Below are 14,098 nucleotides of genomic sequence, written 5' to 3' on the forward strand. Positions count from 1 at the left end.
AGGAGACTAGAAAGACCGGGCCGCTTCTTTGAGTTGCACCGTGTCACGTCCGAAGTGCTGTGCCGTTCCACGGTGTCACCTCCGTGTCGCGCCGTGTTGCGTCCGAGTGGTCCTGTGTTTCACCGCTGTTGCCCGCCGGGCCGCGCCGCTGTCGCGGGCCCTCGTGTCACCGTCGCTGCGCGTCGTGCGCGAGCAAGGCGATGTGGACGGAGGCGGCCTGTTCGAAGTCGTCGAGGTCGACGCCGAGGCGGGCCTGTATGGCCTCCAGGCGCCGGTAGAGCGCGGGCCGGCTGACGTGGTGGAGCTGGGCGGTGCGCGACTTGTTGCGGCCGGTGGCGAGATAGGTCCGCAGGACGGGCAGCAGCCGCGGGTCCTCCCGGGGTCCGCAGAGCAGCCCGTCGAGTTCACGCTCCGCGAAGGACTGGACGTGCGGGTCGTCCCGGAGCAGCCGGACCAGACCGCGCAGATGGACGTCCCGCAGCCGGACCAGCACGGGCCGGTCCTCGTCCGCGGGGGTGTCGGCGGCGGCCTCGGCGACATGGAGGGCCTCCCGCAGCCCGGAGGGCACGTCGTCCCAGGCGGTACGGGCCGCTGCCGCGGCCACGGTGGCGGGTTCCCCGGTCTCGTGCCGCAGCCGGGTGGCGAAGTGCCCGGCCAGCGCCTCCGCGTCCTGGTCGCGCGGGAGGCTGAGCAGGAGGGCGGTGGCGCCGTCGGCCAGTTCCGCGACGAGTCCCGGCAGCCCCAGCAGCCGCAGCACCCGGTCGAGCTGGGCGGGATCGCCGCCCCGTACGACCAGCGGCACGAACGTACGGCGGTTCACCGGGAGTCCGGCGGCCCGGGCCCGGGGCAGGAGCTGGCGGGCCGGTACGACCCCGCTGACCAGGTCGGTCAGCAGGCCTTGCGCGGACTCCTCCTCCCAGGAGTGGGCGGGACCGCCGAGCATGCGGTGCAGGACCAGGGCCTCGGCGGCGCGGTCGGCGAGCAGCCGTCCGGTCGCCGCGTCGCCCCGGTGCCCGCAGAGCAGGATCCGGCCCCAGCGCTCCCCGCGTCCGCCCAGTTCGGCGCGGATCCATCCGTCGCCCTCGCTGCCTCCCCCCGTGCCTGAAGGGCCCGGGTGGTACCCCCGTGCCTGCCGGGCGATGCGGTCCCAGTCGCGCAGGACGTCGTCGACGGCGGAGCGCTCGCCGGCGGTGGCGAGGACCCGGTGGGCGAGGTTGGTGACGACGACGGGACAGGCCGCGTGCACGGCGATCTCGTCGAGCAGGCGCTGGAGCGGGGCGCCGGTGGTGATCAGGGCGGTGAGCGCCGTGCGCACGGCCTCGGAGAGGCTCACGGCCGCGAACTTGTGCCGCACCAGGCGGGACTGGACCTCCTCCGTCAGCTCGGCGAAGGGGAACGGCCGGTGCAGCACCACCATCGGCAGTCCGCAGCGTTCGGCGGCCCGGCGCATCACCTCCGGGGGCGCCGGGAAGGCCCGGCCGAGACCGAGGACGACGGCCGCGGCCTCGGCGCGGTGCAGCGAACGGATGTACTCGGCCTGGGCGTCGGGGTCGCCCGCGAGCAGCACCCCGGTGGTGAGGACCATCTCGCCGCCGCTGAGCATGACGCCCACGTCGGCGGCCTCGGCGACGTGCACCCAGCGCACGGACCTGTCGAGGTGGCCGGCGCCGGCCACCACCTCGGGCTCTCCGGCGAGCACCCGGTCCAGGGCGAGCACCTGGCGTACCGAGAGGGCGGGTTCCAAGGCGGTGGTCATGGCGGCGTTCCCCTTCGTCCGTGGCGCGGTTCGCCTGCGGAGCGCTGCGGCCGGTCCCGGGGACCCGGCGCGTGCCCGGACCTCCGGACCCTCGCGCGCCGGGTTCCCGGCACCGCCGCCGCCGCGGCTCACCCGCCCCTGCTCGTGCGTTACTGCGCCCGCCGCAGGGCGCGTTCCAGGATCGACGCGCCCTCCTCGGCCTCCGCGACGGTGAGCGAGAGCGGCGGGGCGATCCGCAGCACGCTCGTGTCGTGGCCGCCGCCCTTGCCGATCAGCAGGCCTTCCTCGCGGGCCGCCTCGAGGACCGCCGCGGCTCCCTCGGGGTGCGCCCGGTCCGTTCCCGGCTTCACCAGTTCGATGCCGATCATCAGTCCGCGGCCGCGCACCTCGCGCACACCGCCGAACTGCGCGGCGACCGCGCGGAGCCGTTCGATGAGCAGGCCGCCGACGCGCCGGGCGTTGCCCTGGAGGTCGTGTTCGAGGAGGTAGCCGAGGTTCGCGAGCCCCGCCGCCATCGTGACCGGTGAACCGCCGAAGGTCGAGATGGAGTTGGAGTCGAGGCTGTTCATGATCTCGGCGCGGGCGACGACCCCGCCGATCGACATGCCGTTGCCGATGCCCTTGGCGAAGGTCAGCATGTCGGGCGGCCCGGAGGCGGCGTGGGCCCCCCAGCCCCAGAAGTGCTCGCCGGTGCGGCCCCAGCCGGTCTGCACCTCGTCGGAGATCCACAGGATGCCGTGCTCCTGAAGGACTTCGCGGAAGGCGGCGTACAGGCCGTCGGGCGGCGCGGTGAAGCCGCCGACGCCCTGGATCGGCTCGGCGATCAGCGCGGCGGGCGGACGGACGTGGCCGAGCAGGTCCCTCAGGTCCTGGACGCAGGCCTCGATGAAGGCGGCGTCGTCGAGACCGGCGTAGGGGCCGCGGGTGCGGACGCCGCCGTGCACGTACAGCGTCTGGAGCGGGGAGAGGGAGGTGGGCGACCAGCCCTTGTTGCCGGTGATCCCGACCGCGCTGAACGACCGCCCGTGGTAGCTGTTGCGCATGGCGAGGATCTGGTTGCTGCGCCGGTACGCCGTGGCGAGCAGCAGGGCCGTGTCGTTGGCCTCGGTCCCGGAGGTGGTGAAGAAGACGCGGGCGTCGGGGATGCCCGACAACTGGGCGACGCGCTCGGCGAGTTCGACCATCGGCCGGTTGAGGTAGAGCGTCGAGGAGTGGATGATCCGGCCGGCCTGCTCGCTGACGGCCTTGGTGACCTCGGGCAGGGCGTGCGCGGTCATCGTGGTGAGGATGCCGCCGAAGAAGTCGAGGTACTTGTTGCCCTTGGCGTCCCAGACGTGCCGGCCCTCGCCGTGGGTGATCTCGATCGGGTCCTCGTAGTAGAGGGCCAGCCAGTCCGGCAGGACGGCCTGGTGCCGGGTGTACAGATCGGTCATGGCTGCACCAGCCCTTCGTAGGCGTCGGGGCGGCGGTCGCGGTAGAATGCCCACTGCTGGCGTACTTCCTCGATGAGGCCGAAGTCCAGGTCGCGGACGACGAGTTCCTCGGTCTTGTCGTTCGCCGTCGCGCCGACGAACTGACCGCGCGGGTCCACGAAGTACGAGGTTCCGTAGAAGTCGTTCTCGCCGTACTCCTCCTGCCCGACCCGGTTGATCGCGGCGATGAAGTACTCGTTGGCGACGGCCGCCGCGGGCTGTTCCAGCTGCCAGAGGTAGGCGGAGAGCCCTCGGGAGGTGGCGGAGGGGTTGTACACGAGCTGGGCGCCGTTCAGACCGAGCTGGCGCCAGCCCTCGGGGAAGTGCCGGTCGTAGCAGATGTAGACGCCGATCCGGCCGACGGCCGTGTCGAAGACGGGCCAGCCGAGGTTTCCGGGCTTGAAGTAGTACTTCTCCCAGAAGCCCTTCACCTGCGGGATGTGGTGCTTGCGGTACTTGCCGAGGTAGGTGCCGTCGGCGTCGATCACGGCCGCGGTGTTGTAGTAGAAGCCGGACTGCTCGACCTCGAACACGGGGACGACGATCACCATGCCGGTCTCGCGCGCGAGCTCCTGCATGCGCGTGACGGTGGGCCCGTCGGGGACCGGCTCCGCCCAGGCGTAGTGCTCCGGCTCCTGGACCTGGCAGAAGTAGGGGGCGTTGAAGACTTCCTGGAACCCGATGACCTTGGCACCCTGCCGGGCGGCCTCACGGGCGTGTTCCTCGTGTTTGGCGACCATGGATGCGGTGTCGCCGGTCCAGGTGGCCTGAACCAGGGCGGCACGTACGACGTTGCCCATGAGCTGCTCCTTCGACGGGACGTCAGAGAGCCTCTACGCCCGTAGACAAAGGCTGTAGAGGCTCGAAAGTAAGCCCCCCGGACAGCCTTGCCAAGACCATCGTCGTTAACCCGCTGAGTCGATCACGTTTCTGACCCTCACGGGTGAGTGACGTGGCCGCCGGAACCGGAGGTACGGCCGATCGGGGGACGCCCGGACGGAGGCCTCGGCCTGTGGACGGAGGCCTCCGCGCGCGGACGGGGCGTGCGGATCCGCGCCGGCGGACGGGGCGTTCGGATCCGCGCCGGGCGACGGGGCAGGCCCCCCCGCCCGGCGCGGATCACGCCGTGAATCCGGCGACGCGGAGCGCGTGGACCAGGTCCCACTGGCAGGCGTCGGACACTCCGCGGGCGGCCCGCAGGAGCAGCGGCACCAGGCGCTCCGGGTCCGCCTCCGCGCTGCGGGCGGCCTCCTCCGGGGTGCGGACACGGACGTACGCGTCGAGGAGAGCGGTGATCTCCCGTCCGCGGCCCTCCTCCGCGAGGCTCAGCACCGCGGCCCCTATCTCCGGCGCGGGCCGGGTGACGCCCTGGCGGAGCATCTGCCGGGCGTCGGCGGCGCGGCCGGCCGCGGCGAGCGCGTCGGCTGCGGCGACCAGCCGGCCGGCGGGCAGCGAGGCCGCCTCCCAGAGCAGGGTGGCCCAGTCGGCGTCGAGACCGGCCCGGTGCAGTTCGGCGGCGAGCAGCGGGAGGTGCGCCGGGGGCCAGTACGCCGCTTCGGCGAGCAGGACGTGCGCCTCGCCGCTCCGGCCCTCGCCCCGGAGGCGGACGAGCGCAGCGACCGTGTCCGCCGTGAGCTGCCGGGCCCGCTCGCCCAGGGGCTCCGGCTCCGGTGCGGTGCGCGGGTGCACGGGTTCCTCCGCGGCACCCGCGAACCGCGCGCCGCGGGGCGTACGTCCGCCGCGCACGGGCGGGGCGGGCAGTACGGGCCCCGTCTCCGGTACGACCGGGAGCACCGCGTCCGACTCCTCCATCCCGGCGAACCGGGCGCTGCCCCTGCGGCGCCGCTTGGAGCGCTTCGCCGGGGAGGGATCGGCGCCGGGCCGGTGCTCGGGGGGCGTGGCGGAGGGGTGGGCGTCGGGCCGGTGCTCGGTGAGCGGGGAGAAGGGGTGCGCGTCGGGCTCCGGGGCCCGAGCGGCGGGGCGTGCCGCGGGGGCTCCGTCGTGGCCCGGCGTACGGGCCGCGAACGGGGAGCCGGGTTCCGCGCCGCCGCCGGGCCCGGGACCCGTGGGCCGGCCGCGGGGCTCCCCGTGTCCGCCGGGGGCCGTGGAGGCGGCGGGACCGCCGTGGGCCTCGTACGCGCCCGGCCAGGAGCCGCTCCGCGCGCCGGGCGTGCCCGTCTCCGGTCGGCGCGGGACGCCTCCCGCTCCGGGTGGGTCCCCGGCGGGCGGGACGTCGTCGAGACGGCCGGCTGTCCAGGGAGGCTGATCGGACGGGTGCGTGCCCGCGAGGCCCGCCGGATCCGACGGCCGCTGCGACCATGTGCCCTCACCGGCGCCCTGAGTGGGGAAACCGGGGTCGGCCCCGGCGCTCGGAGCCGGGAGACCTGGGCCGGACCCGGCACCCTGAGCCGGAAAGCCCGAACCGGATCCCGGGCCCGGAGCCGGGAAGCCTGCGCCGGGCCCGGTGCCCGGAGCGCCGGTCCCGATGCCCGGAGCCGGGAAGCCCGGGCCCGACCCGGCCCCCCGGGCAGGGAACCCTGAGCCGGTCCCCCTACCCGGAGCGGAAGGGCCCGGGCCCGACCCGGCACCCTGAGCCGGAAAGCCTGGCCCTGACCCGATATTCGGAGTCGGGAAGCCCGAACCCGACCCGGCAGCTTGAGTCGGGAACCTCGGACCAGGCCCGGCGCCCTGAGCCGGAAAGCCGGGCGTGCCCGGCGCACGGGCGCGCAGGGCCTGGTCGTCCACGGTGGTCATGCGGTGGCGCAGTTCGGCGCAGCGGGCCGTGGCCCGTTCGTGGTCGTCCTCGGCCCAGGCGAGGTCCAGACGGATCGCCTCGGCCTGTTCCCGCGACCGCGCCGACGGAAGCAGTTCGCCCAGTTCGACCCGGCGTTCCGCCGCGTAGCGCTGTTCCCGGAGCATGACGTCCAGCCGGTCGCCCAAGGCGTCCCTGCCGCCCGGCCGGGCGTCGTACGCAGCCAGCGCGTCCGCGTGCAGCGCGCGGGCCCGTACCGTCTCCCGATCGGCCGCACGCTCTCCGTACCGCGCGAAGACGTCCTGGAGGAGCGCCTCCACGACGTCCCAGGGCGGCACCTCCCTGCCTTCGAGGCACGCCTGGATGCCGTCCGGGTCGCGTCGCCGGAAAACCTCGTACCAGCCGCCGCTCCGGTCGAGCCGCCCCACCAGCCCGTTGAGGTACCGAGCGAACTCCAGTACCTGTTCCGGGAGTTGTCCTACATTCATCAACCAACTCCCCGCCCGACGTGAGCACTTCGACCCGACAGGTAACACCAGTCGTGTTACGTATCGACTACGGGGAGTTTTCGGCGGGGACGCGGAGGGCTCGGCGAGGGGCGCACGGGTGCGCCCCGCCCGGGCACACATCCGGGCGTGCGCATCGCTGTGCGCCCCTCAGATGCCCCGGGCGTGCGCCGGTCCGCAACCGGGCGCTCGTCCTCGGTCATCCCGACCGGGGCAGCCCGGGGGACCCGGCCCGCCCGGGACGGAGGCACGAGCCCGCACGTCCTCAGATTCGGCAGGCCTCCACCGCCGCCACGCGAGGCAGCACGAGCCGGATGAGGGCGGCCACGCCTTCGTCGTCGTTGCTGGGCAGCACGATGTCGGCGGCCCGCAGGGCGTCCTCGTGGGCGTTGGCGACCGCGGCGGCGAGCCCGGCCGCGCGCAGCATCGGGATGTCGTTGGGCATGTCGCCGACGGCGGCCGTGTGCTCCAGCGGAACCCCCCGCCCCTCGGCGAGCGAGCGCAACGCCTCCCCCTTGTCGACGCCGGGGGCGGACAGTTCGAGGAAGTCCCCGGTGGACCGCGTGATCACCGCCCGGTCGCCGAGGACCGAGGCGATCATGGCCGCCAGTTCGTCCACGAGCAGCATCGGATGGGCGGCGAGGATCTTGACCACCGGGTCGGTGTCCACCGGTGCGGACACCCCGTCCGCGACCACGTGCCGCCAGGTGTTCGGCACCCGGCGCACGAAGGCCGTCTCCAGGCGGAGCCCCGACACGGAGTCGACCCCGAGCGTGACGCCGGGCACCGCGTCCCGGACCGCGCGCAGGATGCTGGCCGTGTCACCGGGACCGAACCCCCGGCAGTCGAGCAGCCGCCCCGTCGCGGCGTCCACCGTCACCGCGCCGTTGCTGCACACCACGGGCCCGGTGAGTCCGTAGCGACGGGCCAGGTCCAGGGTGTCGCGGACGGGCCGTCCGGTCACGCCGACCACGGCGACCTCGGCCCGCCCGGCCTCGGCGAGCGTGCTCAGGGTGCGTTCGCGGATCGCACCCGTCGAGTCGAGGAGGGTGCCGTCGAGATCGGTGCAGACGAGCCGCACGATCCTGCGCGCCCGGCGTCCGCGCCGGGCCGCGGGCTCAGGGGAGGAGGAAGGCCGTGCCTGACCGGGCACGGGCCGCTGCGAAGTCGCCACGCCGGAGCGGGCGTTGGTGTTCGACATGGCCGGAGGGTAGTGACTACGCGCGTAGACGACAAGGGAACGGGAAGCGAATTCAACAATTTCTCAGAACCGGCACGTGGGCCGCGGGGCGTACCCGGAGGGACCTGGGCATACCCGGACCGGCCGGGGTCGGCCTGGCCGCCTCGCCACAGCGGGCCGGGTGCGGCCGGGCCGACACAGCGGGGCCGCGTGCGGCCGAGCCGGCACCACGGGGCCGGGTACAGCCGAGCAACACAACGGGGCCGCGTGCGGCCGGGCCGGCGCCACGGGCCGGGTGCAGCCGAGCCGGGACCACGGGGCCGAGGACGGCCGAGCCGACACCGCGGGCCGAGGACGGCCGAGCCCAGCAGGGGCAGCCACACCGCATCAGCCGGGGCGAGCCGAGTCGGCCACACCGACTCAGCCCGACCCGCCCGCCTGCCCGCCCGTCAAGCCACCGGCACCAGAGCGCACCGGATGACGAGTTCGTCCATCGAGAGGCCGAGGGCCCGCGCCAGCGCGGCCACCGTGAAGAAGGCCGGCGTGGGCGCGCGGCCGGTCTCGATCTTGCGCAGGGTCTCCGCGGAGATCCCCGCCACCCCCGCGATGTCCGCCATGCTGCGGTCGCCGCGGGCATCGCGCAGCAGCTGCCCGAGCCGCTCGCCGCGCTCGCGCTCTTCCGGGGTCAGGGGGGTTCGCACCATGACACCATTCTAATACCGGTATAGTAATTGGCATGGTGGAACTGAAGACCGACACATCGATCGACGAGATGTACGCGGCCGGCCAGGTCGTGGGCAGGGCGCTCACGGCGGTGCGCGAGGCCGCTGACGTGGGCGTCTCCCTGCTGGAGCTGGACGAGGTGGCGCATCAGGTCCTGCGCGACGCGGGGGCCACGTCCCCCTTCCTCGGCTATCACCCCTCCTTCGCGCCCACGCCCTTCCCCGCGGTCGTCTGCGCCTCCGTGAACGAGGCGATCGTGCACGGCATCCCGACGGGGTACCGGCTGCGCGACGGCGACCTGGTCTCCATCGACTTCGGCGCCGAACTCGGCGGCTGGGTGGGCGACTCGGCGATCAGCTTCCTCGTGGGCACGCCGCGCGCCGCCGACCTGCGGCTCGTGGAGACCGCGGAGCGGGCACTGGCCGCGGGCATCGAGGCGGCCGTCGTCGGCAACCGCATCGGGGACATCGCGCACGCCATCGGCACGGTGTGCCGGACGGCCGGTTACGGGATCCCGGACGGCTTCGGCGGCCACGGCATCGGGCGCCGGATGCACGAGGACCCGGGCGTCCCGAACGAGGGCCGCCCCGGCCGCGGGATGCCCCTGCGGCACGGCATGGTCCTCGCCATCGAGCCGATGCTCATCGGCGGCGGCACGGACGGCTACCACGCGGCCCCCGACGGCTGGACCCTGCGCACGAACGACGGCTCCCGGGCCGCGCACGCCGAGCACACGGTGGCCATCACGGACGCGGGCCCGCGCATCCTGACGGCGCGCTGACCCGAGGGTCGACGACCGCGGGGCGGCGGCACGCCACCGCCCCGCGGCTTCACGGCCGGGCGAGCCCTGAGGCCTGTCCGACCATGCGCGCCCGCCCTACGACGCGGGCCGCACGACCATGGCCGAGCCCCCGCCCCGGCGGACCTTCTCCGCCGCGGCCAGCCATCTGCCGTCCGCGAGACGCTGGACGCCCGTGGCCGCCCCGATCTCCGGGTTCAGCTTGAAGGAATGACCGATGGCCTCGAGCCCGGCCCGCAACGGGCTGTCGTACAGGCCCGGTTCGAGTTCCGTCTGGGCGGCGTTGCGCTGGCTGGCGCGCGGCGCGGCGATCGCGTCCACCAGCGGGAGACCTCGGTCCACGAACTCGGTCAGGGTCTGCAGGACGGTCGTGATGATGCTCGCGCCGCCCGGCGAACCGAGCGCCACGACGGGCCTGTCGTGCCGGTCGAGGACGATGGTCGGCGAGATCGACGAGCGCGGGCGCTTCCCGGGACCCGGCAGGTTGGGGTCGTGCACGGCCGGGTTGGCCGGGGCGAAGGAGAAGTCGGTCAGCTCGTTGTTGAGGAGGAACCCGCGGCCGGGCACGGTGATCCCGCTGCCACCGGTCTGCTCGATGGTCAGCGTGTAGGCGACGACGTTGCCCCACTTGTCGGCCACCGTCAGATGGGTCGTGTTCTCCCCCTCGTACGTCGTCGGGGCGGCCGTACCGGTGGCGCCGCAGGCGGCGGGGTGGTCCGGGTCGCCCGGAGCGAGCGGGCTCGTCAGCACCGCGTCGTCCTTGATCAGGCAGGCCCGGCCGTCCGCGTACCTCTGCGAGAGCAGACCTTTGATCGGCACGTCCTCGAACGCCGGGTCGCCCACCCAGCGGCCCCGGTCCGCGAACGCGATGCGGCTCGCCTCGATGTAGTGGTGCAGGTACTGCGTCTCGCTCGCCTTCGAGAGGTCCGTCTTCTCCAGGATGTTGAGCGCTTCGCCGACGGTGGTGCCGCCGGAGGAGGAGGGGGCGATGGAGTAGACGCCGAGACCGCGGTACGACGTCCTGGTGGGCGCCTGCCGCTTCGCCCGGTAGGCCGCGAGATCCCTCAGGGACAGTTTGCCGGGGCGGGCGTTGTAGCCGGAGGCCGGGTCCACGGGCGGTTTGTCGGCGGTGGCGACGATCTCCCGGCCGAGATCGCCGGTGTAGAGCGTCCCGGCGCCCTTCCTGCCCAGTTCCTCGTACGTGCGCGCCAGGTCGGGGTTCTTGAAGGTCGACCCGACGACCGGCAGGGCGCCGCCGGGCAGGAACAGCTTCGCGGTGTCGGGGAAGTTCGCGAACCGGGCCTGGTTCAGCTCGGTCTGCGAGCGGAACGTGCTGTCGACCGTGAACCCGGAGCGGGCGATGCGCTCGGCGGGCTTCAGGACGGTCCCGAGCCTCCTGCTCCCCCACGCGTCCAGGGCGGTCTGCCAGGTGGCGGGCGTGCCGGGCGTGCCCACGCTCAGCCCGCTGGTGACGGCGTCCGCGAAGGCGAGCGGCTTGCCGTTCTCCAGGAACAGCCCGGAGTCCGCGGTCAGCGGCGCCGTCTCCCGGCCGTCGATCGTGTGCACCGTACGGGACTTGGCGTCGTAGTAGACGAAGTAGCCGCCCCCGCCGATGCCGGACGAGTAGGGCTCGGTGACGCCGAGGGCCGCCGCCGTGGCGACGGCCGCGTCGACGGCGTTGCCTCCGTTCCTCAGCACCTCGATGCCCGCGGCGGAGGCGTCCGCGTCGACGCTCGCGACGGCGCCTCCGTACCCGACCGCGACGGGCACCTTCGCCACGGGCGTTCTCGCGGCCGTTCCCGCCGCCGGTGACCCGGGCGGCGCCGCCGCGCCCACTAATGCCGTCGCGGCCGAAACCACCAGGACCGTCAGATTCCGCGCAAGAGGACGTCGCATCAATACCTCCAGTCAACAGCAGTCCGCGCAGCGTAACTTCACCTTCGTCACCGCTCCAGGCCCCCTCGAACACGGCTTCGTGGGCCCGCTAGCATGCGCGCACATGAATGACGACGTGCGCAACATCGTCCTCGGCGTCCTCGCCGCCGGCCTCAGTGCCGCGCTCGGCTGGATCGCCCGCACCTACCTGTGGAGACGCAAGCTCCGTCGCAAGCAGGCGTTCTTCGGGCTGCCCGACAACTCCGAGTCACTCCTTGTGGTGAACCGCGAGGCGGGCGGCCCCGAGCTCACGGTGATGCGCCACGACGTGTTCGCGCTCCTCGAACTGTCCGCGCTGATCAAGGACTGCGGCGCGCACGCCCAGGTCATCGCGCACGACGCCACCCAGCAGGGCTTCGGCGAGCGCACCGAGTTCTGTGTCGGCGGACCGGCGTCCAACCGCCGCATGGCCGCTCATCTCCAGTCCCTGCTGCCGGGTGTCCAGGTCAACGTCGACTCCGGACGCGGGCCCGATCGGGGCGCCTTCCAGATAGGCGGCGAGCGCTACCGCCTGGAGTCGGGGCAGGCCGAGTACGTGATCCTCGCCCGGCTCACCGCGGGCCAGAGCCGTGACGTGCGGCCGGTGTTCCTCTTCTGCGGCCAGCGCGCGATCACCAACCAGGCGGCGACCCGCTACCTGGCCCGCAACCACGCGCGTCTGGCCCGCAAGCACGGCGGCAACAGCTTCGTCCTGCTCCTGAAGGTCGTGAACTCCCAGGCGTACGGCCCCGATGTCGTCGAGCTCGTCGCGGACGTGACCCGCGCCGCCCAGGCCCCGCTGCCGACGCCGCCCGCACTGGAACCGGCGCCCGACGCGGCGTCCGAGCCCGGCCAGGACGGGGAGTCCGCGCCGAAGCCGGCCGCGCCCCGGTCACGCCGGCGCACCTGACGCCCGGCGCAGCCGGCGGCGGGCCCGCCCTGCGCCCTGCGCCCGCCGGGCCGGCCGGCTTCGGAGGCGGCCCCCGCTCGGGGAACCGCCGCTTTCCGGCCGACACGCGGTGCGCCCTGGCGTGATCCGGTGGATGGCAATGAACACTTCAACAATCGTTACTCGCACGTAACTTACCGACGGGTTACTTCGAGTAAGCCACCCCGGTTACCGTCGGGTCACCTTGCACTGACCAAGTGAGGAGTGACCCGTTGGGAAACGGTCGCAACCCCCTGCGCACATCCGCCGTCGGCGCCCTCTCGGCCACCCTGATCGCCGCCGCGGGACTGGGCCTGGCACCTTCCGCCCAAGCCGCCGAAGGCGTCCGCTTCGTCGACATCTCCGGTGACGGCGGCACGATCCTCAAGGCCAACGTCGTCACCCCAGAGGGGGCGGACGGCAGCCGCTCCTATCCGCTCATCGTGCTGCCCACGAGCTGGGGGCTGCCCCAGGTCGAGTACCTCGCACAGGCCCAGAAGCTCGCGGACTCCGGCTATGTGGTGGTCAGTTACAACGTCCGCGGGTTCTGGCAGTCGGGCGGCGAGATCGACGTCGCCGGGCCGAAGGACACCGCCGACGTGTCCAAGGTGATCGACTGGGCGCTCGCCAACACCCCTGCCGACGCCCGGAAGGTGGGCGTGGCGGGCGTCTCGTACGGGGCCGGGATCAGCCTGCTGGCCGCCGAGCACGACCAGCGCATCAAGGCGGTGGCCGCGCTGAGCGGGTGGGCCGACCTGACCGACTCGATCTACTCCGGCCGCACCGAGCACGTCCAGGCGTCCGCCCTGCTGGACGGCGTCGGGAACATCGTGGGTCACCCCAGCGCCGAGACCCGGCAGGTGTTCAAGGACTTCTTCTCCGGGGACCTGTCGAAGGAACAGGGCCTGCTCGACTGGGGGAAGAAACGTTCACCCGGGACGTACGCCGACCGGCTCGACAAGAACCGCCCCGCCGTCTTCATGGCGAACACCTGGGGCGACACGATCTTCTCGGCGAACCAGTACGCCAAGTTCTACGAGGGATTGAGCGGCCCCAAGCGGCTGGAGTTCCGCCCCGGCGACCACGCCACCGCCGAGATCACCGGGCTGTTCGGGCTCCCCAACGACGTCTGGACCGACACCCGCCGCTGGTTCGACCACTATCTGCGGGGCCAGGACAACGGCATCGACCGTGAGCAGCCGGTGCAGCTGAAGTCCCGCTCCACGGGCGGCTACGAGGGCTACCCGAACTGGAAGTCGGTCGGCGCGACCTCGCGGAAGATCGCCCTCGGGGGCACCACCCGGATCCACACCAACGTCGACTCGGGCGCGGACGGCGGGGTCATCTTCCTGTCCAGCATCCTCGACCAGCTCACGCGGATCCCTCCGATGGCCTCGATCCCGCTGCTGCCCCGCTACTGGACCGCGGTGTGGCAGTCGGAGAAGTCGACCGACGTGCAGCGGGTCCGCGGCACCGTCAAACTGCACACCACCGTCACCGGGACCAGGGAGAGCGGCACGTTCATCGCCTATCTCTACGACGTGGGCCCGCTCGGGATCGGCAAACTCGTCAGCAACGCGCCGTACACGTTCCACGGGCAGACGCCGGGTGAGCCGTTCGGCGTGGACCTGGACCTGTTCTCCACGGCCTACGACGTCCCGGCCGGGCACCGCCTCGCGGTGGTCGTCGACACGGTCGACCCGCTCTACATGGAGCACAACCCGTCCGGCGCGCAGCTGACCTTCTCCTCGCCGGAGCACGACCCGTCCTACGTGTCGGTACCCCTGCGCGAGCAGTGATCTCCGGCTGGCGCCGGTCGGGCCTGGCCCTGTGAGCTGCTGCACCCCTACAGCGTCGGGGCTGTGTGGGGTTCCCCACCCGGCAGCAGCGTCCCTGGTTCGGCCGGAGCCAGTCCGCGGCCACGGTCTCGGGACTGCGCCGTCCTCGCCCGTACGCCCGGGGGCGGACCGGGAGAGCGGCACGCACATCCCGGTGCGGATCGGCGAGACCGGCCTCACCACGGGGATGAACGGCAAATCGTAGTCGAGGATCGGCGCGCGGGGCCTCC

The 14,098-nt window shown here is 73.3% G+C and carries 10 protein-coding genes; 3 read left to right on the forward strand and 7 right to left on the reverse strand.

Going from position 1 to position 14,098, the window contains the following annotated elements; translation table 11 throughout:
- Positions 1-166: 166 nt before the first annotated feature.
- The 6 genes from IO36_RS19470 to IO36_RS19495 form a co-directional block, all read right to left on the reverse strand.
- On the reverse strand, positions 167-1,756 hold the full coding sequence (locus IO36_RS19470) for a PucR family transcriptional regulator (protein ID WP_037621541.1): 1,590 nt from the start codon (positions 1,754-1,756) through the stop codon (positions 167-169).
- 149 nt (positions 1,757-1,905) lie between these two features.
- Positions 1,906-3,189 (reverse strand): aspartate aminotransferase family protein, encoded by a 1,284-nt coding sequence (locus IO36_RS19475; RefSeq protein ID WP_037621543.1) that lies wholly within the window; start codon positions 3,187-3,189, stop codon positions 1,906-1,908.
- A complete protein-coding gene (locus tag IO36_RS19480; RefSeq protein ID WP_037621544.1) occupies positions 3,186-4,028 on the reverse strand; it encodes a nitrilase-related carbon-nitrogen hydrolase in 843 nt (280 codons plus the stop codon). The genes IO36_RS19475 and IO36_RS19480 overlap by 4 nt, the downstream gene beginning before the upstream one ends.
- A gap of 319 nt (positions 4,029-4,347) precedes the next feature.
- Entirely contained in the window at positions 4,348-6,468 is a 2,121-nt protein-coding gene (locus IO36_RS19485) for a hypothetical protein (protein ID WP_037621546.1), read from the reverse strand.
- A gap of 283 nt (positions 6,469-6,751) precedes the next feature.
- A complete protein-coding gene (locus tag IO36_RS19490; protein WP_078943300.1) occupies positions 6,752-7,687 on the reverse strand; it encodes an HAD family hydrolase in 936 nt (311 codons plus the stop codon).
- Between the two features lie 428 nt (positions 7,688-8,115).
- On the reverse strand, positions 8,116-8,370 hold the full coding sequence (locus IO36_RS19495) for a helix-turn-helix domain-containing protein (RefSeq protein WP_037621548.1): 255 nt from the start codon (positions 8,368-8,370) through the stop codon (positions 8,116-8,118).
- Positions 8,371-8,402: 32 nt separating this feature from the next.
- On the opposite strand from IO36_RS19495, the gene map reads away from it, so the two are divergent.
- Entirely contained in the window at positions 8,403-9,170 is a 768-nt protein-coding gene (gene map / locus IO36_RS19500) for a type I methionyl aminopeptidase (RefSeq protein ID WP_037621549.1), read from the forward strand.
- Positions 9,171-9,266: 96 nt separating this feature from the next.
- Here map and ggt read toward each other — a convergent pair whose 3' ends face one another.
- Positions 9,267-11,084: a gamma-glutamyltransferase gene (ggt, locus tag IO36_RS19505; RefSeq protein ID WP_078943301.1), complete on the reverse strand. Its 1,818-nt coding sequence runs from the start codon at positions 11,082-11,084 to the stop codon at positions 9,267-9,269.
- Between the two features lie 103 nt (positions 11,085-11,187).
- Between ggt and IO36_RS19510 the strand changes: the two genes are divergently transcribed.
- Together IO36_RS19510 and IO36_RS19515 are read left to right on the forward strand one after the other, a co-directional pair.
- Positions 11,188-12,012 carry a hypothetical protein gene (locus IO36_RS19510; RefSeq protein ID WP_245173345.1) on the forward strand — a complete coding sequence of 275 codons (825 nt, stop codon included), beginning with the start codon at positions 11,188-11,190 and terminating at the stop codon, positions 12,010-12,012.
- A gap of 251 nt (positions 12,013-12,263) precedes the next feature.
- Positions 12,264-13,829: an alpha/beta fold hydrolase gene (locus tag IO36_RS19515; protein ID WP_037621550.1), complete on the forward strand. Its 1,566-nt coding sequence runs from the start codon at positions 12,264-12,266 to the stop codon at positions 13,827-13,829.
- Positions 13,830-14,098: the final 269 nt, after the last annotated feature.

The sequence above is a fragment of the Streptomyces aureus genome (assembly GCF_000725495.1).
GTDB classification, from domain to species: Bacteria; Actinomycetota; Actinomycetes; order Streptomycetales; family Streptomycetaceae; genus Streptomyces; species Streptomyces aureus_B.

What these genes read in the sequence shown, in the direction of transcription:
- IO36_RS19470 (WP_037621541.1), bottom strand. Translation starts at nt 1,756, where the DNA reads ATGACCACCGCCTTGGAACCCGCCCTCTCGGTACGCCAGGTGCTCGCC.
- IO36_RS19475 (WP_037621543.1), bottom strand. Translation starts at nt 3,189, where the DNA reads ATGACCGATCTGTACACCCGGCACCAGGCCGTCCTGCCGGACTGGCTG.
- IO36_RS19480 (WP_037621544.1), bottom strand. Translation starts at nt 4,028, where the DNA reads ATGGGCAACGTCGTACGTGCCGCCCTGGTTCAGGCCACCTGGACCGGC.
- IO36_RS19485 (WP_037621546.1), bottom strand. Translation starts at nt 6,468, where the DNA reads ATGAATGTAGGACAACTCCCGGAACAGGTACTGGAGTTCGCTCGGTAC.
- IO36_RS19490 (WP_078943300.1), bottom strand. Translation starts at nt 7,687, where the DNA reads ATGTCGAACACCAACGCCCGCTCCGGCGTGGCGACTTCGCAGCGGCCC.
- IO36_RS19495 (WP_037621548.1), bottom strand. Translation starts at nt 8,370, where the DNA reads ATGGTGCGAACCCCCCTGACCCCGGAAGAGCGCGAGCGCGGCGAGCGG.
- map (WP_037621549.1), top strand. Translation starts at nt 8,403, where the DNA reads ATGGTGGAACTGAAGACCGACACATCGATCGACGAGATGTACGCGGCC.
- ggt (WP_078943301.1), bottom strand. Translation starts at nt 11,084, where the DNA reads ATGCGACGTCCTCTTGCGCGGAATCTGACGGTCCTGGTGGTTTCGGCC.
- IO36_RS19510 (WP_245173345.1), top strand. Translation starts at nt 11,188, where the DNA reads ATGAATGACGACGTGCGCAACATCGTCCTCGGCGTCCTCGCCGCCGGC.